Source organism: Haloarcula sp. H-hyl2 (genome assembly GCF_056934385.1).
On record NZ_JBRIIJ010000001.1, the window covers coordinates 151,868 to 171,105 of the forward strand.

The 19,238-nt window shown below is 67.6% G+C and carries 18 protein-coding genes and 1 tRNA gene; 13 read left to right on the plus strand and 6 right to left on the minus strand.

All coding sequences use genetic code 11. From position 1 onward, the window contains the following. Positions 1–47 precede the first annotated feature (47 nt). Positions 48–959: a DMT family transporter gene (locus Hhyl2_RS00845; protein WP_483548815.1), complete on the plus strand. Its 912-nt coding sequence runs from the start codon at positions 48–50 to the stop codon at positions 957–959. Here Hhyl2_RS00845 and Hhyl2_RS00850 read toward each other — a convergent pair. Then, positions 956–2,041 (minus strand): anthranilate phosphoribosyltransferase, encoded by a 1,086-nt coding sequence (locus tag Hhyl2_RS00850; protein ID WP_483548816.1) that lies wholly within the window; start codon positions 2,039–2,041, stop codon positions 956–958. The two genes, Hhyl2_RS00845 and Hhyl2_RS00850, sit on opposite strands and share 4 nt — an antisense overlap. A gap of 109 nt (positions 2,042–2,150) precedes the next feature. On the opposite strand from Hhyl2_RS00850, the gene ahbB reads away from it, so the two are divergent. The 3 genes from ahbB to mptA all read left to right on the plus strand — a co-directional run bounded on the left by ahbB (position 2,151) and on the right by mptA (position 4,976). Further along, a complete protein-coding gene (gene ahbB, locus Hhyl2_RS00855) occupies positions 2,151–3,245 on the plus strand; it encodes a siroheme decarboxylase subunit beta (protein WP_483548817.1) in 1,095 nt (364 codons plus the stop codon). Positions 3,246–3,362: 117 nt separating this feature from the next. Further along, entirely contained in the window at positions 3,363–3,956 is a 594-nt protein-coding gene (locus tag Hhyl2_RS00860; protein ID WP_483548818.1) for a response regulator, read from the plus strand. A 72-nt stretch (positions 3,957–4,028) separates the two neighbouring features. Beyond that, the gene (gene mptA / locus Hhyl2_RS00865; protein ID WP_483548819.1) at positions 4,029–4,976 is read left to right on the plus strand and encodes a GTP cyclohydrolase MptA; all 948 of its coding nucleotides are present in this window, start codon (positions 4,029–4,031) and stop codon (positions 4,974–4,976) included. Here the strand turns inward: mptA and Hhyl2_RS00870 are convergent. Further along, a complete protein-coding gene (locus Hhyl2_RS00870) occupies positions 4,973–5,779 on the minus strand; it encodes a TrmB family transcriptional regulator (RefSeq protein WP_483548820.1) in 807 nt (268 codons plus the stop codon). The two genes, mptA and Hhyl2_RS00870, sit on opposite strands and share 4 nt — an antisense overlap. A gap of 70 nt (positions 5,780–5,849) precedes the next feature. Next, positions 5,850–7,469, minus strand: a complete 1,620-nt coding sequence (locus Hhyl2_RS00875) for a DUF255 domain-containing protein (RefSeq protein ID WP_483548821.1) — start codon at positions 7,467–7,469, stop codon at positions 5,850–5,852. Between the two features lie 106 nt (positions 7,470–7,575). Here Hhyl2_RS00875 and Hhyl2_RS00880 point away from each other — a divergent pair, with 106 nt between their 5' ends. The 3 genes from Hhyl2_RS00880 to Hhyl2_RS00890 all read left to right on the plus strand — a co-directional run bounded on the left by Hhyl2_RS00880 (position 7,576) and on the right by Hhyl2_RS00890 (position 9,738). Further along, positions 7,576–8,952 carry a cytochrome P450 gene (locus Hhyl2_RS00880; protein WP_483548822.1) on the plus strand — a complete coding sequence of 459 codons (1,377 nt, stop codon included), beginning with the start codon at positions 7,576–7,578 and terminating at the stop codon, positions 8,950–8,952. Positions 8,953–9,022: 70 nt separating this feature from the next. Then, entirely contained in the window at positions 9,023–9,577 is a 555-nt protein-coding gene (locus Hhyl2_RS00885; protein WP_483548823.1) for an FxsA family protein, read from the plus strand. A gap of 87 nt (positions 9,578–9,664) precedes the next feature. Beyond that, a tRNA-Ile gene (locus tag Hhyl2_RS00890) sits at positions 9,665–9,738 on the plus strand. A gap of 78 nt (positions 9,739–9,816) precedes the next feature. Here Hhyl2_RS00890 and Hhyl2_RS00895 read toward each other — a convergent pair. Beyond that, positions 9,817–11,058, minus strand: coding sequence for a hypothetical protein (locus Hhyl2_RS00895; protein WP_483548824.1), 1,242 nt, complete (start codon positions 11,056–11,058; stop codon positions 9,817–9,819). A gap of 164 nt (positions 11,059–11,222) precedes the next feature. Here Hhyl2_RS00895 and Hhyl2_RS00900 point away from each other — a divergent pair, with 164 nt between their 5' ends. The 6 genes from Hhyl2_RS00900 (at position 11,223) to Hhyl2_RS00925 (ending at position 17,537) form a co-directional block, all read left to right on the plus strand. Continuing rightward, entirely contained in the window at positions 11,223–11,468 is a 246-nt protein-coding gene (locus Hhyl2_RS00900) for a hypothetical protein (protein ID WP_483548825.1), read from the plus strand. Positions 11,469–11,527: 59 nt separating this feature from the next. Next, positions 11,528–12,364 (plus strand): pantoate kinase, encoded by an 837-nt coding sequence (locus Hhyl2_RS00905; protein ID WP_483548826.1) that lies wholly within the window; start codon positions 11,528–11,530, stop codon positions 12,362–12,364. 38 nt (positions 12,365–12,402) lie between these two features. Next, positions 12,403–13,149 carry a 4-phosphopantoate--beta-alanine ligase gene (locus Hhyl2_RS00910; RefSeq protein WP_483548827.1) on the plus strand — a complete coding sequence of 249 codons (747 nt, stop codon included), beginning with the start codon at positions 12,403–12,405 and terminating at the stop codon, positions 13,147–13,149. Further along, a complete protein-coding gene (locus tag Hhyl2_RS00915) occupies positions 13,146–15,689 on the plus strand; it encodes an AAA family ATPase (protein ID WP_483548828.1) in 2,544 nt (847 codons plus the stop codon). The genes Hhyl2_RS00910 and Hhyl2_RS00915 overlap by 4 nt, the downstream gene beginning before the upstream one ends. A 43-nt stretch (positions 15,690–15,732) precedes the next feature. Further along, positions 15,733–16,521 (plus strand): hypothetical protein, encoded by a 789-nt coding sequence (locus tag Hhyl2_RS00920; RefSeq protein WP_483548829.1) that lies wholly within the window; start codon positions 15,733–15,735, stop codon positions 16,519–16,521. Between the two features lie 89 nt (positions 16,522–16,610). Next, positions 16,611–17,537 (plus strand): sulfide-dependent adenosine diphosphate thiazole synthase, encoded by a 927-nt coding sequence (locus Hhyl2_RS00925; RefSeq protein ID WP_483548830.1) that lies wholly within the window; start codon positions 16,611–16,613, stop codon positions 17,535–17,537. A 367-nt stretch (positions 17,538–17,904) separates the two neighbouring features. On the opposite strand, the gene Hhyl2_RS00930 is transcribed toward Hhyl2_RS00925, so the two are convergent. After that, on the minus strand, positions 17,905–18,231 hold the full coding sequence (locus Hhyl2_RS00930) for a VOC family protein (protein ID WP_483548831.1): 327 nt from the start codon (positions 18,229–18,231) through the stop codon (positions 17,905–17,907). 23 nt (positions 18,232–18,254) lie between these two features. Then, positions 18,255–18,983, minus strand: a complete 729-nt coding sequence (locus tag Hhyl2_RS00935; protein ID WP_483548832.1) for a class I SAM-dependent methyltransferase — start codon at positions 18,981–18,983, stop codon at positions 18,255–18,257. Positions 18,984–19,238: the final 255 nt, after the last annotated feature.

Consider the following 19,238-nt stretch of genomic DNA (forward strand, 5'->3'; position numbering starts at 1 on the left):
CGGCCTGGACCGCGGCGGCTATCTGTCCGGCGGCCCCACGGTGTGTCGTGGATCCACGCACGAAGACCGTCGGATCGTTCGTCCTGCTGGCCGGCCTCTGGGGACTCTCCTTTCCGGCCATCGCGATCGGCCTGGAGTCGCTCGCACCGGTGCTGTTCGCGGCGTTCCGGTACGACGTCGCCGCGGTGGTGTTGCTCGGCTACGCTGTCGTCGTCGCGGGCGAGTGGCGGCCGGCGGACGCTGGGACGGTCGCGGCCATCGTCGCCGGCGGCGTCTTCCTGGTCGCAGGCAACGCACTGCTGTTCCTGGGCCAGCAGACCGTCCCCAGCGGTGTCGCGGCCATCCTCCAGAGCCTGGTCCCCATCGCCACGTCACTGTGGGCGCTTTTCCTGTTGCCCGAGGAGCGCGTCTCGGCGACCGGTGCAATCGGCATCCTGCTCGGCTTCCTCGGTATCGCCCTCGTCGTCCGGCCGGACCCGGCGAACCTGCTCGGCGAGGACGTCGTCGGCCGACTGCTCGTCCTCGCGCAGGTGCTGAGCGTCGCTCTCGGCGGTGTGCTGGTCCAGCGTGCGCGGCCGACACTCGACAAGGCGGCGCTCTCCGGGTGGTCGATGCTGCTCGGAGCGGTGCTCTTACACGGGGCCAGCGTCGCCGTCGGCGAGACGCCGGCGCTCCCGACGACAACGAACGCGTGGCTCGCGGTCGCCTATCTGGGTGTGTTCGCGACCGCTATCGCCTTCTTCATCTACTACACGCTGCTGGAGGTCCGGGGTGCGCTGGAGACGTCGCTGGTCGCGTATCTCGTGCCCGTCGTCGCGACCGTCGTCGGTGTCACGTTCCTGGACGAACGACTCACGCCGCTGACCGTCGGTGGCTTCCTCGTCGTCGCGGCCGGGTTCTTCGTCCTGAAACGGCAGGCGATCGCAGCGCTCGTCGCCGGCAGCCGAGTCGGCGATTAGAACGATCTGAGCGCGTCCAGCGTGTCGGCGGCGCTCCCGTCGGCCAGCACGTCGCGGGCCTGTTCGAGGCCCACTTCGATGCTGTCGGCATCCTCGCCGGCGTAGATGCGCAGTGCGGCGTTGAGCGCGACGGCGTCGGCGAAGCCGTCCTCGCGCTCCCCGGTCAGGACCGCTTCGGTGATCTCCGCGGAGTCGGCGGCAACGTCGTCGACCTGGAGGTCCTCGCTGGTGAGGTCCATCCCGTACTCGGCGGTGCGAATCTCGAAGTCGGCGATGTCCTCCTCGTCGGAGTCGCTCCCCTCGACGGGCCACTCGGCGACGATGGTCTCGCCGGGGCGGACGTCGTCGTACCCCTCCATCCCCTGGAAGAACAGCGCCCGCGAGACGGTGCTGTGCTCGGAGTTCGTGAGCGTGCGGACCATCTTCTTGGCGAACGGCAGGTGATAGAAGCTCCCCAGGTGGACGTCGGCGCCGGCGGGGTTGGCCAGCGTCTCGACGGTGTTGACAAAGGAGCGCACACCCATGTTGTCCCGTCGCTCCCAGAGGTCGTCGATGCCGGGGTTGAACGCCGGTTGGTAGTAGAAGCCGAAACCGACCTCGTCGACCATGTCGGCGCTCTCCTGGGGCTCTATCTCCGTGCTGACGCCGAGTTCGTCCAGTACGTGCTTGTAGGCGTCCTGCTTCTGTGTCGGGACGCGGTCGCCCGAGTGGACGACGATGGGGGTCCCGGCGGCGGCCGCGACCAGTCCCGAGGCGACCCCGAGGATGGCCGACCGGCCCTTGCCGTCGTAGTTGGCCCCACAGTCGACGGGATCGGCCTCGGGTTCGGCGGTGACGACCGACTCTTCGTGCATGACGTCGACGTAGGCGCCCAGTTCCTCGGGGGTGTTGCGCTTCCAGCGGTTCGCGAGCCAGAACGCCCCCAGCGTCGTGTGGTCGGGTTCGTCGTCGAGGATGCGCTGGAAGGCCTCCCGAGCCTGCTCGCGTGTCATGTCGTCGGCGGACTTGTGGCCGGAACCGACGACTTCGGTCATCAGTCGTTTGAGCGGCCATTCGCCGTACTCCCGGGTCGCTTGAGCCATGGGAACGCGTTCGGGCGCGAGTTCAAAAGCCCCTGCGTTTCGTTCCCAGCACGCGGGAACGGCCGCTGAGGACGAAAGGGATACACCCCTCGACTCCTAACGAGAGCCAATGAGCCTCCAGTCGGGTGACTGGCGCGAGCGCATCGACGACGTGGACGCCGCGCTGATCGACGGGTTCCAGAGCGACTTCCCGATCGAAGAGCGGCCCTTCGAGGCGGTCGGCCGGGAACTCGGCGTCGACCCCGCCGACGCCCTCGACCGCGTCCAGCGGCTCCGGGACGAGGGTGTCTTCCGCCGGTTCGGTCCCGTCCTCAACCCGCCGGTCATCGGCTCCTCGACGCTGGCGGCCGTCAGCGCCCCCGAGGATCGCTTCGACGAGGTGGCCGAGGTCATCAACGACTACCGCCAGGTCAACCACAACTACGCCCGCGACCACGAGTGGAACATGTGGTTCGTGGTGACCGCAGGGGCACGCGAGACACGCGACGAGATTCTCGCCGACATCGAGGCCCGGACCGGCTGTGAGGTGCTCGTCCTCCCGATGTTGACGGACTACTACATCGACCTGGAGTTTCCGGTGGTCAACGGGGACAGATTTGCGCGGGAGACGCGCTCGGAGAGCGGGTCTCCGGACGAGCAAGCGGGGGACCCGCGAGCTAGAGACAGCCTCGACGCGACCGACGCCAGTGCCACCCGCATCAGCGAGGACGCCGCCGCGGACCTCTCGGATCTCGACCGGCGACTCCTCCTGGAGATCCAGGAGGGGTTCCCGCTGACCGCGACACCGTACCGGGACGTCGCAGCGGCGGTCGACGCCGACGTCGAGGAGGTGCTCGCCGCTATCGATGACCTGCTTGCCGACGGCTGCATCAAGCGGATCGGCTGTGTCGTCAACCACATCGTCACCGGCTTCGACAGCAACTGCATGGTCGTCTGGGACGTCCCCGACGACGCCCTCGACGAGCGGGGCCAGGCCGTCGGCGAACTACCCTACGTGACACTCTGTTACCACCGCCCGCGCCGGCCCGACCAGGAGTGGCCGTACAACCTCTTTACGATGATCCACGGTCGGGAGGCCGACGCCGTCGACGCGAAGATCGACGAACTGGCGACCGAGCATCTGCCCTACGACCACGACCGGCTCTATTCGACGGCGACGCTGAAACAGACCGGCGCGCGATACGACGATATCGTCGGCGAGTGACCGCCGGCGAGTCGGCGCGAGTCTCCTGGATGGATCGGCAGCCTGACTGTTCGTTTCACCCCACCGACTCGCCGGAACGTTTTAGTCCGTCCTGGGGAATCATTGTAGTGGTATCAGATGACACGCCAGGGGAGCGTGACGGTGTTGGTCGTCGACGACGAGTCGGCCGTCGCCGACGCGTACGCCGAGACAGTCGGGAAACGGTACGAGGTCGAGGTCGCATACAGCGGCGCGGAGGCCCTCGACAAACTCTCCGCAGATATCGACGTGGTGCTGCTGGACCGGCGGATGCCGGACATCTCGGGCGACGAGGTCCTCGAAGAGATCCGTGACCGCGGTATCGAGGCCCGAGTCGCGATGGTGACAGCGGTCGATCCGGACCTGGACATCATCGAGATGCCCTTCGACGACTACATCGTCAAGCCGGTGTCACCCGACGCGCTGTTCGAGACCATCGAACGCCTCCACAGGTGTGTCGACTACGAGGACCAGCTCCGCGAGTACTACTCGCTGACGGCGAAGTACGCGGCACTCCGGTCGAGCAAACCCGCAGACGAACTCGAAGCCAGCGAGGAGTTCGTCACGCTGGAGTCGAACATGACCGAGAAACGCGACCAGCTCGACGACCTCACCGCCTCGCTGGACGACCAGGACTTCCAGAAGATGTTCGCCGACATCGGCTCCGAGCGCGAGTGGGTCGGTGACGAGTAGGCCTGGAACCGCACGATTCTGCCCGAGTGACCTTCCGAAAGCACTAACGGTGTCTCTTCCCTAGGGCGGTCAATGAGTCAGCAACTCCCGGACGTGCAGGCGTCGAGTCCGGACGTGACCGTCGGCCTCAACCGCGTCGGCGTGACAGGTGTCGAGAAGCTTGTCAAGTTGGGGCGGCGCGACCGCGACCCCATCGTACTCATGGCCGAGTTCGAGGTGTTCGTCGACCTCCCGTCCTGGCGCAAGGGCGCCGACATGTCCCGGAACATGGAGGTCATCGACGAGACCTTAGAGACCGCGGTCTCCGAGGAGGCCTACCGCGTCGAGGACGTCTGTGGCGACGCCGCCGACCTCCTCCTGCAGAAACACGACTACACGACCAAGGCGGAGGTCCGCATGGAGGCGGAGTACGTCACCCACGAGCAGACTCCCCAGTCCAACGTCGCCACGCAGTCGACCGCCGACATCATCGCCTCGGCGACCGCTACCGAGGACGGCACCAGCGAGGAGATCGGTGCCCGCGTGACTGGCATGACAGTCTGTCCCTGCTCGCAGGGGATGTCTGCGGCCCGCGCCCGCCAGACGCTGCGCGGCATGCAGGTCGACGACGAGGTCATCGACCAGTTCCTGGAACAGATGCCACAGGCCGGCCACTCACAGCGTGGTCACGCCACCCTCACCGTCGAGAGCGACGGGGCTCCCGAGGTCGACCTCAACGAACTCATCGAGGTCGCCCGCGACTCGATGAGCGCACGTATCTACAACCTCGCGAAGCGACCCGACGAGGACCACATGACCTACGAGGCACACAAGGACGCCAAGTTCGTCGAGGACTGTGTCCGGGCGCTGGCCGAGGGCGTCGTCGAGCGATTCCCGGACCTGGACGACGAGGCCATCGTGACGATGAAACAGTCCAACGACGAGTCGATCCACCAGCACAACGCCCACGCCGAGCGAGTGGCGAAACTGGGCGATCTGCGGGACGAGATCACGGCAGAGGCGGCTACCGGCGACGACTAGGGCGGTCGGATCGGCGTCGCGCTCTCCCAGTGGTCGGCGAAGGCGTCGCTGATATCTTCGGTGAAATCGGGGTCCTTGAGGTCGATGACACCGAAGGTCTCCTCCATCCCCAGCGGGTGGGGCACCTCGATACACACCTCGACGTCGTCGATGAGTTCGAACGTGGTCGTGATGTTGGAACTGGCCCGCGCAGTGTAGTTGTCGTAGGGGGACAGGCGGTCGTAGTACTCCTTGTTGGCCGACCGCGGGAGGTTCTCGAAGAGGTCGGGCCGGACCAGTAGTGAGACGTCGACGCCGCGTTCGAGCGCCGCCTCCAGTTCGTCGACGATGCGCTCGGTGCCGGCCATGATGTCGACCTGCCGGGCCGGCGCGGAGCCGACCATGACGATGCGACGGTCGGCGGCTGCCAGACGTTCGAGCAGGAGATCAAGCGAGTCCTCCGGGCCGACCGCGGCCGTCCAGAACGGCTCCTCGACGGGGTCGGCGCTCTCCAGTTGCTCGGCGAGGTCGTCGACGATGTTCTCGTACTGTTCGGATTTCTCCTCCAGTTCCCGTTTCTTGTCGGCCAGCAGTCGGTCCAATGCCGTGTCCGGTTCGACCGCGACGTACTTCTTCGGACGGCTCGCGGTCTGGCTCCGGACCAGGTTGTAGGTCACGAGGCTGTTGAGGACGTCGTAGATACGGCCCATCGGGACGTCACTCGCCCGCGACAGTTCCTTGGCCGTCGTCGGGCCCGTCTCCAGCAGCGATCGATAGGCCCGCGCCTCGTATTCAGAGAGACCGAGATCTCGCAGACTTGCCATACCTCGTCATGGGAGGGGACTGCCTAAAAACTAGCTGTGTGTTTACCGTTTCTCCCCGTTCAGTGATGCGCTACTCCGTGCCGGTGAGCGCCGCCTCCAGTGCCGCCGGCGTGTCCGCTTCGGCCGATATCGTCCCGTTCTCACGGAGACGCGCGACTCCGTCGCCGTCGGGATTCGGAACAACTGTCGTCTCGTGGTCGGCCAGTCGGAGTGCCGCACGGTGGAGGTCGGTCCCCGCCTCGGTCCCCACGACGAGTGCCTGTGGCTGCTGGAGCCGTGCGGCCACCGCGGCGTAGCCCGCAACCTCGACGCCCATCCGTTCTGCGGCGCCCGCGAACGATTCGACGGCTTCGGTCGCCGCCTCCCGATAACGGTCGTCGCCGGTCAGCGCCGCGAGGTCGACCAGCGCGTCAGCGAGTTCGACGGTCGTATCCAGCGGGTGCAGCGACCGGCTACAGAGCCCGGCGCCGCTGTCGGGGCCGTCCCGGAATGCGCCGTCGTCCTGCTGGCGGTGGTCGATGGTCCAGTCCGCGATCGCTTCGGCCGGTCCGGCCTCGCCGGTCACCTGCCAGCTAGTCGTCAGGCCCTGGAGCAGGCCGGCCTGGTCGACGAGCAAGCCGCGTTCGCTGTCGGCCCCGTCGTAGTGGGCGACGGCGCCGTCCTCGACCAGCGACTCACAGACGGCGTCGCGGGCCCGTTCGGCGTACCGGCGGGCCCGCTCGTCGTCGGTGTAGGCCGCGAGCCACAGGGACGCGTCGACGGCCAGCCCGTTCCGGTCGGCGAAGACCGTCTCGTCGACGTGGGGCGCGTCGGCCGTCTCGCGCTCGCTGGCCTCCAGTCGGAAGTAGTCGTCGTCGCCGGCCTGGCTCCCGGCGAAGGCGTCGGCGTCGTCGGCCCACAGCGTCGTGGTGAGGTACTCGACGGTCCGCTGAGCGGCGTCACGGTAGGTCTCGGTCCCGGTGTAGCGATAGCCGTGGGCGAACGCCCGGACCAGTGCGGCGTTCTCGTCGAGCAGTTTCTCCCGGCGCGGGTTCCCCCAGTTGCGCTCGGTCGCGTAGCGGAAGAAGCCGCCGTCGTAGGTGTCGAACAGGTGCGTGTGGACGGCTTCGAGCGTGCGTGTCGCCTGGTCGCGCGCCCGGACCAGCGCGAACTCGATGGTCCGGGGCAGCGGGAACTTCACGTCGGTCCCCCAGCCGCCGAACTCCTCGTCGTAGGCGCCCAGCAACTGCTCGACCATGTGCTCCTCGATACGCGGGCGCAGGTCGCCGGACGGCGGGGCCTCGTCCTGCAGTTGTCGGGGGACCGATCCAGCGGCGTCCCCACGCGCGTCCCAGGACTCCCGGACGCTGTCGAGGATGCCACGGAAGCCGTCGGGCCCGAGGAACGTCGCACCGGTGATCACCTCGCCCGATGGCGTGAGAAACACCGTCGATGGGAACCCGCCCATCGTGTAGCGCTCTCGGACGCGTGGGTTCCGGTCGGCGTCGACCCGGACCGGGACGAACCCGTCGTTGATATTGGCCGCGATGCGCGGTTCGCCGTAGGTCCCCCGGTCCATCGCCCGGCACTCCGGGCTCCAGGGGACCGAAAGCGCCAGCAGGACCGGCTTGCCGCTGTCGGCGGCCGCCGCGAAGGCGTCCTGGCCCCACTCGCGCCACTCGACTTTCGTATCGGCCGCGAACTCGTCCATACCGACCGTCGGCGACGCGCGTACAAAGGCTCTTCATTCCCGGTAGCACCCGCACTCGACGGCGCCCGACGAAAGACCGATTGGCGCCCCCTCCCAAGGCTCGTCCATGTGTGCCCAGCAGGCCGGTCGCACCGTCGCCGACCCCGTCACGCCCGGCGACCGACCGCCACGACTCGGTCGCGTCCCCGTCGTCGACAACACCGTCGCGATGCTGCGTGACCCCCTGGCGTTCTACGACCGGGTCGGCGCCCACGAGGCCGACGTGGTCGCGTACAACGTCGCCGGGACGACGGGCTACTTCCTCACCCATCCCGATCTCGTCGAGCAAGTCCTGGTCACCGACGCCAGCGACTACGAGAAGGGTGCACTGCTCCAGCGGACGCTCGGGCAGTTCGTCGGTGAGGGGCTCTTCCTCCTGGAGGGCGAGGAGTGGCAGCGCCAGCGGACGGCCCTCCAGCCCGCCTTCTACCGGGAGCGCATCGAGACCTACGGCGAGACGATGACCGACTTCGCCGCGGCGACGGCCGACGAGTGGACCGACGGGGAGGTCCTGGACGTCCGCCCCTCGATGCAGTCGCTCACGCTGCGCATCCTCGGGAAGACGCTGCTGGACGTCGACATCGAGACGACCGCCGACGCGCTGGAACCGCTGCTCTCCGCGCTCCGACACCGCCTCGATCCGCGGACGCTGTCGGCGTACCTCCCGCTGTGGGTCCCGACGCCGATCAACCGCCGCGTGAACAGGTCGCTGGCGGCCTTCGAGGCGACGCTGGACGACATCGTCGCTGCCCGTCGGCAGGAGGATACGTCCACCCGCGAAGCCCGTGACGACGTCCTCTCCCTGTTGCTGGCGATGGACGAGGGGACGATGGACCGCGACCGCCTGGGCGACCAGTTGCTGACCTTCCTGGTCGCCGGCCACGACACGACGTCGCTGACACTCTCGTACGCCTGGTTCCTGCTCGCGACCCACCCAGAGGTCCAGCGCCGCCTCCACGACGAACTCGACGAGACGCTCGGTGGGGCCACACCGACCGCTGCTGATCTGTTCGAACTCCCCTATCTCGACCGCGTGCTCTCGGAGGTGCTCCGGCTCTACCCGCCGGCGTTCACTGTCTTCCGCCAGCCGACCGAACCGGTGACGCTGGGGGGATACGATATCGCGTCCGACGCGCAGTTGACTCTGCCTCAGTGGCTCGTCCACCGTGACGAGCGCTGGTACGACGACCCCGACGCCTTCCGGCCGGACCGCTGGACCGACGACTTCGAGACGACGCTGCCGGACTACGCCTACTACCCCTTCGGTGGCGGCCCGCGCCACTGTATCGGGATGCGCTTTGCCCGCATGGAGGCGAAACTCGCGCTGGCGACCATCGCCCAGCAGTTCGCCGTCGACCCGGTCACCGAGCCACCCCTGGACCTGGCGATGCAGATCACGCTCTCGCCGGCCGAACCGATCCAGGTCCGGGTTCGCGAGCGGTAGCGTTCATCGGTTCCCCACCACCCCATCCCGCTCTCGAAAGGCGTTTGGGGCCGGCCCTGCAAGGACGGGTATGCTCCGGGTCATCGGGCTGCTGTTGCTCATCCCGCTGTTCGACATCGTGTTACTGGTGACCGTCGCCATCCCCTTCTTCGGCCCGCTGGTGACGGTCGCTCTCGTCGTCCTGACCGCGCTGGTCGGCATGCTCCTGGTCCGCGCCGAAGGCCGGGCGACACTCAGATCCATCCAGCAGAAACTCGCCCAGGGAGAGGTCCCCACCGACGAACTCGTCGACGGTGGCCTCCTCATCGCTGCCGGCGCGTTCTTCCTCACGCCCGGGCTGGTGACGGACTTCGTCGGCCTCCTGCTGGCGATTCCGTTCACGCGCTACCCCATCCGCGCCGCGACGAACCGCTGGGTCGTCGGGCCCTACATCGACGCCAAGACGGGCGGGTTCGCCAGCGGGCAGGTCTACGTCGGTGGCTTCCCCAACGAGGGCGGCCAGGGTGGCGTCGGCACTGGGCAGGGTCCCGACAGCGGTTCCCGGCCCGGCAGTGGCGACAGTTCGGGCAGCGGGTTCGACCCCGACGAGGCGACCGATGTCGACTTCGAGGACTCCGATAGGTAGTCACTGCCCTGGGGCGGTTTCACACCCGGACGGCGGCGAAACGTTACCCTTTTCACTACCCCTCGGGTACAGATTGATGCGTCCAGCGGGCCAATAGCTCAATCAGGTTGAGCGCTCGGCTGATAACCGGGAGGTTCGCGGTTCAAATCCGCGTTGGCCCACTCGCTTTCCTTCCGTTTCCTTGCCGACGAGCGTTCCGAGATAGCGGCGGCTGGGTGCCGCGGTAGCCGTTCGCCGACCTACAACCGTCGGGGAACCGTCTCCCGGAGTGCCCACGTATCCGTCTCCGGATCGAGGTTCGACGGCTCCGAACCACGCTCGGTCAGCACGCCGGCGTGATAGAGCATCGCCTTCAGCTGGAACACCGTCGGGGAGTGGTAGGCATCGCCGTCGATTAGTGCGGAACGACGGAGGTCGCCGTCGTCGGTGAGGACGCGACCGCGGACCTCGGCGTCGCCACGGACGAACAGCTCGATGGTGAACGTCGGGTGATTCGCGTGGAGGTACTCGACTAACTCGACCAGCGACGGTGTCGGGAAGCCGTCGTCGTGGAGGCACTGGAGTTCCTCGACGAGGAGTTGCGTCGCGGGATAGGCGTAGACGACGCGGCGGGTCAGTTCGCCCCAGCGCGGCGCGATGTCCACGAACCGTTTCCGGGAACGTTTCCACTGCCCGAACGCGTCCAGTGCGTCGTCGACGGACCCGTACTCGCGGAGGCCGAACCGGACGACTTCGCGACCCAGCGGCGTGAGGCTGTGGTCGGGAACGCGGTCGAGCAGGCCGAGAAACGCCGCGCCGCGGCGGGCGTCGTCGACGGCGCCGACGACGCGCTCGGCCAGGAGGCCGTCGGTCGGGTCGTCGTGGACCACTGCCAGCGGCACGGCGAGGTAGTTCTTGGGATGGTTGAGTCCGAAACTCCGGTCGGCGACGCCCTGTGCGCTGGCCTGGAAGCGGATGGCGGTCGCTTCGTCGGGCGCGCGGGCACCGACGACCCGGGGGCGCTCCAGCACGTCGACACCGTCGGTAGTGACACCGAGGACGCCGACGTTGACCTGGCGGGCGAGTGTCCGGACCGACTGGGAGACCGACGCGGCCGGTGCCGCCACGAACGCGACGTTGGCCTCGCCGAGGCGGTCGTGGGCCTGGACGATCCCGCGTTCGACGTCGACGGCGCCGTGCCGTGTGGCACCTTTCGCTTCGACGACGACGAGTGGTGGGTCCTCGCCCAGTCGGTCGACGGCGAGCAGTTTATCGTCCAACTGGCCGACGCCGACCAGGTCCGGGTAGCCAGTCCCCACGCGGACGTGGTTGAAGGGGGCGAGCGCTGCCCGTGTCTGCTCGGCAATGGTGGTCTCTTCGACCCATCGCTCCTGGGCGAACTGGGTATCGGCGACGACGTACTGGTCGCTCCCGTCGTCGGGGAAGAGCCGGCGTTTCGCCCGGACGAGGACCTCCGGCTCGGTCTGTGACGCGGCGGCCATGGCCGTGGTTCAGCCAGCTCTACAAAGAGTGTTCGGGGCCGACGGACTTGTCGCACGACGGCAGCGACGGTAGCGACAGCAACGGCTCGCCTACGCCCGCTGTCGCGGGCCGGATGGCCGGAACCACCGGGTTTTTGTCTGCCGCGTTAGAGGTGACAGATACAATGACAGTTCTGTCGACGAACGACGAGGGGAAGTTCCTGATGGACAACGAGGGCGAGCAGATCGGGATCGTCACGGAGGTCGACGCCGAGGAGCAGGTCGCCTACGTGGAGCCGGAACCGGACGTTGCGGAGGCGATCATCCAGGGACTCGGCTTCGGTGACGCCGATGCGGACGATATCGAGGTCCCCGCCGATAGCGTCGCGACGGTGACCGACACGGAGATCCGGGTCGCGCGGGACCTGTAGGCCGACGACCTGTTTTCGGACAGCCAACCGTTAAACCCTCCCGGACGGACAGGTGAGGTATGAGCGACGAGGCACACGCGTTCGTCCCAGGTCACGTGACGGGCTTTTTCACCGTCGACCAGGACGAGGATCCGACGAAGGCGGGCTCTCGCGGCGGCGGACTGGCCCTCTCGGACGGTGTCAGAGTGACGGTCGAACAGGCCGACGAGACCACGGTCGAACTCGACGGCGAGTCCGTCGAGATGGACGCTGTCGAGCGAGTCCTGGAAGCGTTGCGGGCGAGGGCACATGTGACCGGCGAGACGGACCTGCCGCTGGGGGCCGGCTTCGGAGTCTCCGGCGGGATGGCACTGGGGACGGCACTGGCTGCCAACGCTGCCTTCGACCGGGGGCTGTCGTACAACGAACTCGTGACCATCGCCCACGGCGCCGAGGTCCAGGCCGGGACCGGCCTCGGGGACGTGGTCGCACAGGCCCGTGGGGGCATCCCGCTCCGACTCGAACCCGGCGGGCCACAGTACAACTACGTCGACGCCGTGCCGGCGCGCACTCGCGTCGAGTACCACACGCTGGGTGGACTGTCGACGGCCGAGGTCATCGGCGGCGAGACCGAGGCACTGACGACGGCCGGCGAGCGAGCCATCTCGCAGGTGGTCAAGGAGCCGACGCTGTCGACGTTCATGCAAGCGTCCCGGATGTTCGCGCGGGAGGCCGACCTGCTGACGCCCGACGTGAAACGCGTCATCGACGACGCCACCGAAGCCGGCGGTGACGCGTCGATGGCGATGCTGGGCGAGACGGTGTTCACGCTGGGGACCGGGCTGACAGACGCCGGCTACGACGCCAGCGTCTGCGAGGTGTATCCGCCCGGCGCGACGGTCGAAGACGGCGTGTGACCGACGGATTTTCTACCTTCGGGAGTCCAACAGGCGGTATGAGCGACGAGGTCTCCGTACCGGAGAGCCACCCGCGATACGAGTCCCTCCTGACGCGCCACCGGATCGAGACCGGTGTCGAGCGTGGCATCACGTCCAAACAGGGGCTTATCGCGGAGGGCCGGGGGGAAGCGTTCGATTATCTACTGGGGGAGGAGACGACCGACAGCGCCGACCGCGCGGCGCGTGCGGCCGCCGCTTACCTCCTCCAGGCCGAACACGCGGTCGTCTCCGTCAACGGCAATGCCGCCGCGCTGGTGCCCGAAGAACTGGTCGACCTGGCGGCGGTGACCGGCGCCGACCTGGAGGTCAATCTGTTCAATCGGACCGAGGAACGCATCGAAGCGATCGCCGACTACCTCCGTGAGCACGGCGCCGAGGAGGTCAAGGGGCTGGACGCCGACGCCCGGATTCCGGGGTTGGACCACGAGCGAGCGAAGGTCGACGCCGACGGCATCTACGACGCCGACGTCGTGCTCGTGCCCCTGGAGGACGGCGACCGCGCCGAAGCGCTGGGCGAGATGGGCAAGACCGAACTGGTCGTCGATCTGAACCCACTCAGCCGGTCGCCACAGGTCGCGACGGTGCCCATCGTCGACAACATCATCCGGGCGATGCCGACCATGATCGAGCACGCCCGCGATCTGGCCGATGATCCGGCGGCACAGCAGGCCGCCATCGACGAGTTCGACGCCGAGGCGGCGCTCGCGGACGCGAGAGAGCGCATCCGGGAGGTCGAGGAATGACGCTCTCGCCCTACATCGACGTCGACGAACGCGTCCCCGAGGAGCAGACGGTCCGGGAGGCGCTCGCCGACCGGACGCTGACGAAACTCGGCGACGACGAGCGCCTCGAACGCCTCCACCGGGTGTTCTACCCGGTCTTCCGGGTGGCGTACACCTACGAGACCGGTGAGGGGAAACTGTTCGGGACCGAACGACGACGCGCGACCGCACTGCTGGACGGTCTCTGGGCGGACAACGACCGAGCGCTCTCCCAGTACAGCGACGGTGCCCAGGATATCTTGCGACTGCAGACCGACAACTTCGATCTCGGGACCGAGACGCCGACGCTGGGGCGGTCGGTGCTGTTGCAGTTCCAGGGGACGACCGACGACGCGGCCTCGATCATCCCCAGTCGACTCACCGAGTACCGCGAACAGAACGCGGGAACGGCCAACGTCTTCCTGCGGAAACTACGCGAATCCTACGGGCTCCCTGGGGATTTCGACCCCGACGGCTTCGACGAAGTGACCCAGGTCGATCGCATCTACCTCCCGTTCTGGCTGGCCGAGTACCACTCGCCACACACCGAGGATGTCGTGATGGTCTCGTTCCGGGACCCCGACGCGCCGACCGACGAACTGCGCCGGCACGCCTGGCTCGCGGAGTTCGTCAGCGAGGATCCCCGTCGGCTGGCGACCTACGGCTACGAGGTCGACCCCGACCGCCTCGAGAAGGCTATCCGCGACCGCGTCGACCAGCCCGACGACGAGGGTCGGCAGGGCGGGCGTGAACGGTCGAGCAACACCGACCCGGCCGACGAACCAGACGGTGCGCCGACGATCAACCGCCGTAGCCCCTCCGACGACGACACCGTCGTCCAGCCCGACGGCATCGAGATGGACGCCGACTCGCTGGTCGATCCCAACCCCGAGCGGAGCTTCGCCGACGTGGGTGGGATGAGCGAACTCGTCGACACGCTGAACCACAAGGTCGTCAGGCCGCTCCAGAACCCCGAAGCGTTCGAGGAGTACGGCATCGGCGTCGTCAACGGCGTCCTGCTGCACGGGCCGCCGGGCTGTGGGAAGACCCACGTGGCTGGTGCGCTGGCCGGCGAGGTCGACCACAGCTTCGTCGAGGTGACGCCCGCCGACGTGACGAGCAAGTACATGGGCGAGCCCGCCAAGAAGGTCGAGGAGCTGTTCGAGATCGCGCGGGCAAACGCGCCGTGCGTGCTCTTCATCGACGAGATAGACGGCATCGCGAGCTCCCGCAGCGGCGAGGGCAACATGAACGCCAGCGAGCAACAACTGGTCAACCAACTGCTCACCGAACTCGAAGGCATCGCGGAGGAGGACGTCGTCGTGGTGGCGGCGACGAACCTCGTCGAAGACGTCGACGACGCGATCCGGCGATCGGGGCGCTTCGACGAGCGCGTCGAGGTGCCGCCGCCGGACGCACGGGCCCGCCGACAGATCCTGGCCCTCCATCTTGCAGGGCGACCGACGGTCGAGGACCTCTCGCTGGACACCGTCGTCGAGGAGACGGCCGGTTTCGCGGCCAGCGACCTCGAACTCGTCGCGGAGAACGCCGCCAGAGAGGCGCTGCGCGAGGACGCACCGATCGGCACCGATCATCTCATGGCGGTCGTCGAGGCGTCCGAGACGAGTATCGAGGACTGGGTCGACCCCGCGGACGTCGCCGTCGACGGGGTCGTCCAGCCCGACGGCGTCGACCTCCAGGCGTCCAGTCTCGTCGAGACCGACGTCGGTCGGGACTTCGCGGACGTCGGCGGCATGGACGATCTGAAAGAGCGACTCCACGACACCGTCATCGACCCGCTGGAGAACGCCGACACCTACGCCGAGTACGGTATCGACGTCCTCTCGGGGCTGTTGCTGTACGGGCCGCCGGGCTGTGGGAAGACCCACCTGGCCGGAGCACTGGCGGGTGAACTCGACCACAGTTTCGTCGAGGTCACGCCCGCCGACGTCGCCAGCAAGTGGATGGGCGAGCCCGCACAGAACGTCACGGAGGTGTTCGAGGTCGCACGGGCAAACGCGCCGTGTGTTTTGTTCATCGACGAGATCGACGGCATCGCCGGCTCGCGGCACGGCTCGATGAACACGAGCGAGCAGCAACTGGTCAACCAACTGCTGACCGAACTCGAAGGTGCATCCGACGACGACGTTGTCGTAGTGGCGGCGACGAACTTCGTCGAGGACATCGACGGTGCACTCCGTCGGTCGGGGCGTTTCGACGAGCGTGTCGAGGTGCCCCCGCCGGACGCAACGGCCCGCAAACAGATCCTGCAGATCCACCTCCAGGACCGGCCGCTGGGCGAGGAGATCGACTGGGAGCCGATCATCGAGAACACCGAGGGGTACGCAGCCAGCGACCTCGAACTGCTCGCCGAGGACGCGGCCCGCGAGGCGCTCCGTGACGGCTCGGAACTCATGCAAGAGCATCTGGAGATCGCGGTCTGGGAGACCCATTCCAGCATCGAGAACTGGTCGGGCCGGGACCGATACGAGGCCGCCGACGGGACGACGGCACTGGACTGACCCGGCGGGACCTTCTTGCGCGTTCGGCGCCTACCTTCGAGAGATGCCCGTCTATCCCTCGGTGCGTGACCACGGCGTAGAGCTGTGCGAGCGGGCCGGCTACGAGATCGAGGCGACGGCGGACCGGCGGACGACGCCCGCGGTGGCCGTCCCGACGCGGGAGGCGATCGGCCTGGTCGACGCCGAGGACCCGCGTCCGGTGGCCGTCGAACCGCTCACCGAAGCCGACGTCGGCCCGGCGGGACTGGTCCCACGCTTTGCCGACGCGCTCCGGGAAGGCCGCGACTGTCTGTTCGTGGTACCTTCGACGGAAGCAACGGGGACGACGCTCACACAGGTCGTCGCGACGGTCCTTGGCGAGCCAGCCTGCGTCGCCGACGACGGTCCAGATGGCAGGCACTTCTACAAGGGGCCGGACAGGATTCCGCTCTCGGACGGGAGCTACGCCTGTGCCAGGGCACCGACGGCGGATCTCCAGTGGCGCGAGATCCCCGTCGCCGAGGATCGACCTCGTCTGGAACTGGGCGTCGGGACCGAGATCGTCGCTGTCTTCGAGAACGTGGACGCGCTCGCTGCCGCGGAACGCCACGCGTTCCAGCACGCCTACCGCCGGGCGACGGATGGCCGCTTCGAGGTCACCGCCCAGGGTGAGGTGATCGAGCGGTACCCCGGCCCGACGGCGATGCGCCGGAACGGCTACGCTCCGGTGCCGATGCCCATCGTCCCCGAACACCTCTTTCCCGAGGGTGCGAACCTCGGCCGCTGGGCGGTCTGCCAACCCGACGGCGGGGAGCAGATCCTGACGGCTGCAGGGCTGCACGCTTGGTCCTGACGGCTTCTTGCGGTCGGTTCGTTCGCTCGGCAGCCACGGCGCCGGACACCACAACACATTTTTACCACGCTATGATATCACTAAGTGGTATGCAGAACTTCGACCAGTTCAGCGACGTCGGCGAGGCGGAAGTGACACGCGCGATCGGGCAGGAGTGGACCGAGGAGTTCATGGACTTCTCGGATTCGGAGGTCATCATCGTCGGGGGTGGTCCCTCGGGACTGATGGCCGCCACGGAGCTCTCAGAGCGTGGCGTCCAGACGATGGTCGTCGAGAAGAACAACTATCTGGGTGGCGGGTTCTGGCTCGGGGGCTTCCTGATGAACAAGGTCACCGTCCGTGATCCGGCCCAGGAGATCCTGGCCGACCTCGACGTGGACTTCACACAGTCCCAGGACAGCGAGGGGCTGTACATCGCCAACGGGCCCGAGGCCTGTTCGGGGCTCATCAAGGCCGCCTGCGACGCCGGCGCGAAGATGCAGAACATGACCGAGTTCACCGATATCGTCATCCGCGAGGACCACCGCGTCGGCGGCATCGTGATGAACTGGACGCCGGTCCACGCGCTGCCCCGCGAGATCACCTGTGTCGACCCCATCGCTGTCGAGGCGGACCTGGTCATCGACGCGACGGGTCACGACGCGATGGCAGTCACGAAACTCGACGAACGCGGTGTCCTCGAATCCACCTCGATCGAGGCCGGCGACGCCGGCATGGACCAGACCGACGACGACACCTACGGCGCTCCCGGCCACGACTCGCCCGGCCACGACTCGATGTGGGTCAGCGAGAGCGAGGACGCCGTCGTGGAGCACACCGGCCTCGTCCACGACGGCCTCATCGCGACGGGGATGGCCACTGCGACGACCCACAGCCTCCCGCGCATGGGCCCGACCTTCGGCGCCATGCTCGTCTCGGGCAAGAAGGCCGCCCAGGTCGCACTCGACGAACTGGAGGTCGACGCGCCCGCGGTGGATCTGTCGAGTCAGGGAGTCGCGACGACTGCTGACGACTAACCACTTTTTACGCGGGGGGTTCGGCGAGCGCGGCGCGCTCGCCTCAACCCCCGCGCAAAAACTTGGGGAAAAAAGCGGGACCGTCGCTTCGCTCGGTCCCGTGAAACCGCGCCTCCGGCGCGGTATGCTGGCGGTGACCGCAACCGCCCCGCTCCACTCGGTACAACGACCGCCTCGCCCAACTCCGCAACCGTGTATTTTCGCTCTTCCGCCCGCGACCGCCACGGCCCTCCCCAGCCGACTCGCTCACTCGGGCTCCCTACGGTCGCACCTCGCTACGCTCGTCCCTCGCGCGGCGCCGAGCCGCGACGGGACGCGGCCCGGCGCGCGCCGACGTTTGAGATGTGGTGAGTGTGGCGACGGTCCGCTACTCGAACGTCTGGAACTCGACCGTCCGGCCCTCGGGGTCCGTCGCGAAACACTGGTAGATGTCGTAGGTGTCGTTGAACGCCGGTGGGTCGCCGGGGTCGTCCAGGGCGTCGTAGGCCGCGTCCACACCTGTGCGGTCGGGGAAGACGAACGTCACGATGCCCTCGGTGTCGGCGTCGTCTCTGGCACAGAAGCCAAAGCGGAAGCCGCCAGCCTGGAGGATGGTGCAGTCGGGCTGTTCGAGCCACACTTCGGCGCCGAGGCCGCGGTAGAAGCCGACTACCTCGTCGTGGCGCTCGGTGGCGAAGAAGACGATGCCGTCCATGGGTCCGCTGTGGTCGGGCAGGCTCAAATACCCACCGCGGACCTGTTGCCGTCGAAGCCCGCCGTTCCGGTGACGACCAGCGTCTCCGTCGCGCCGGGCTGGAACTCGTAGGGGACCGGCCAGCGGTCGACCGTGAGGCCGCAGCCACGGAGGCGGTCGACCGTCGGTCCGAGCAGACTCGATTCATTCTGGTCGAGGCTGTGCAGCGGGAACACGCGGACCTCCTGGCGGGCCACGCGAGCCAGTTCCAGCAGCGCGTCGACGTGGAAGTCGGCGTCCAGTCGGTCGTCGTACAGGAACAGGAGGTTCCCCGAGAGGACGATATCGACGCTATCGGTCGCCAGTGGGAGCGTGGGGAGCGCACCACAGAGGTACCGACTGGGGCGGTGTGCGTAATCTGCGAGGAACCGTTCGGCTGCCGCACGGAGGTAGCGGCCACGCGTCTCGGGGTCGCCGTATTCGTCCCAGACGAACCGGTCCGGGTCGGCCTGCAGTTGCGCGACGGTGCGCTCGACGGCGTCGGTACAGACCGGTTCGAGTTCCGCCACGGGCGGCCCGTATATCGGGTCGACCGCCACCGCCCGGTCGGCTATCCCGGTGGCCACGGCGGTGAACGATCCCGGCCCGCCTGGACAGTCCAGTACCGACTGTCCGGCGAGGGCCCCGGCATCGAGCCCGAACATCCGGCAGTACTCCCCGAACGTCCGGCCGATGAACCGGTAGTCCTCGTTCACCTCGAACTGTCGAGACATAGAGTACAAATACATACACTGATGTATAACTTTGACCATCGAATGTTCTCGGGATCGAGCCAGTTTCCACCGGTAATACTCCGGAACAACCCCGGAGAGGTTGTCTATATGGGTATTTCAATGGTGGACGTTGGAGAAGACAGAGCAGGTTCTCGTGGCGTGAACGGCCGCTCCTCGAATCGATACCACAGCGTTTAAATCACTTTCGACCGAAGCCAGGCTTACCGATTGCCTCCGGGTTTCTCTAGGCCTTAC

What these genes read in the sequence shown, in the direction of transcription:
- mptA (WP_483548819.1), top strand. Translation starts at nt 4,029, where the DNA reads ATGAGTCAGCAACTCCCGGACGTGCAGGCGTCGAGTCCGGACGTGACC.
- Hhyl2_RS00905 (WP_483548826.1), top strand. Translation starts at nt 11,528, where the DNA reads ATGAGCGACGAGGCACACGCGTTCGTCCCAGGTCACGTGACGGGCTTT.
- Hhyl2_RS00860 (WP_483548818.1), top strand. Translation starts at nt 3,363, where the DNA reads ATGACACGCCAGGGGAGCGTGACGGTGTTGGTCGTCGACGACGAGTCG.
- Hhyl2_RS00880 (WP_483548822.1), top strand. Translation starts at nt 7,576, where the DNA reads ATGTGTGCCCAGCAGGCCGGTCGCACCGTCGCCGACCCCGTCACGCCC.
- Hhyl2_RS00935 (WP_483548832.1), bottom strand. Translation starts at nt 18,983, where the DNA reads ATGTCTCGACAGTTCGAGGTGAACGAGGACTACCGGTTCATCGGCCGG.
- Hhyl2_RS00895 (WP_483548824.1), bottom strand. Translation starts at nt 11,058, where the DNA reads ATGGCCGCCGCGTCACAGACCGAGCCGGAGGTCCTCGTCCGGGCGAAA.
- Hhyl2_RS00920 (WP_483548829.1), top strand. Translation starts at nt 15,733, where the DNA reads ATGCCCGTCTATCCCTCGGTGCGTGACCACGGCGTAGAGCTGTGCGAG.
- Hhyl2_RS00900 (WP_483548825.1), top strand. Translation starts at nt 11,223, where the DNA reads ATGACAGTTCTGTCGACGAACGACGAGGGGAAGTTCCTGATGGACAAC.
- Hhyl2_RS00875 (WP_483548821.1), bottom strand. Translation starts at nt 7,469, where the DNA reads ATGGACGAGTTCGCGGCCGATACGAAAGTCGAGTGGCGCGAGTGGGGC.
- Hhyl2_RS00885 (WP_483548823.1), top strand. Translation starts at nt 9,023, where the DNA reads ATGCTCCGGGTCATCGGGCTGCTGTTGCTCATCCCGCTGTTCGACATC.
- Hhyl2_RS00925 (WP_483548830.1), top strand. Translation starts at nt 16,611, where the DNA reads ATGCAGAACTTCGACCAGTTCAGCGACGTCGGCGAGGCGGAAGTGACA.
- Hhyl2_RS00915 (WP_483548828.1), top strand. Translation starts at nt 13,146, where the DNA reads ATGACGCTCTCGCCCTACATCGACGTCGACGAACGCGTCCCCGAGGAG.
- Hhyl2_RS00850 (WP_483548816.1), bottom strand. Translation starts at nt 2,041, where the DNA reads ATGGCTCAAGCGACCCGGGAGTACGGCGAATGGCCGCTCAAACGACTG.
- ahbB (WP_483548817.1), top strand. Translation starts at nt 2,151, where the DNA reads ATGAGCCTCCAGTCGGGTGACTGGCGCGAGCGCATCGACGACGTGGAC.
- Hhyl2_RS00910 (WP_483548827.1), top strand. Translation starts at nt 12,403, where the DNA reads ATGAGCGACGAGGTCTCCGTACCGGAGAGCCACCCGCGATACGAGTCC.
- Hhyl2_RS00870 (WP_483548820.1), bottom strand. Translation starts at nt 5,779, where the DNA reads ATGGCAAGTCTGCGAGATCTCGGTCTCTCTGAATACGAGGCGCGGGCC.
- Hhyl2_RS00930 (WP_483548831.1), bottom strand. Translation starts at nt 18,231, where the DNA reads ATGGACGGCATCGTCTTCTTCGCCACCGAGCGCCACGACGAGGTAGTC.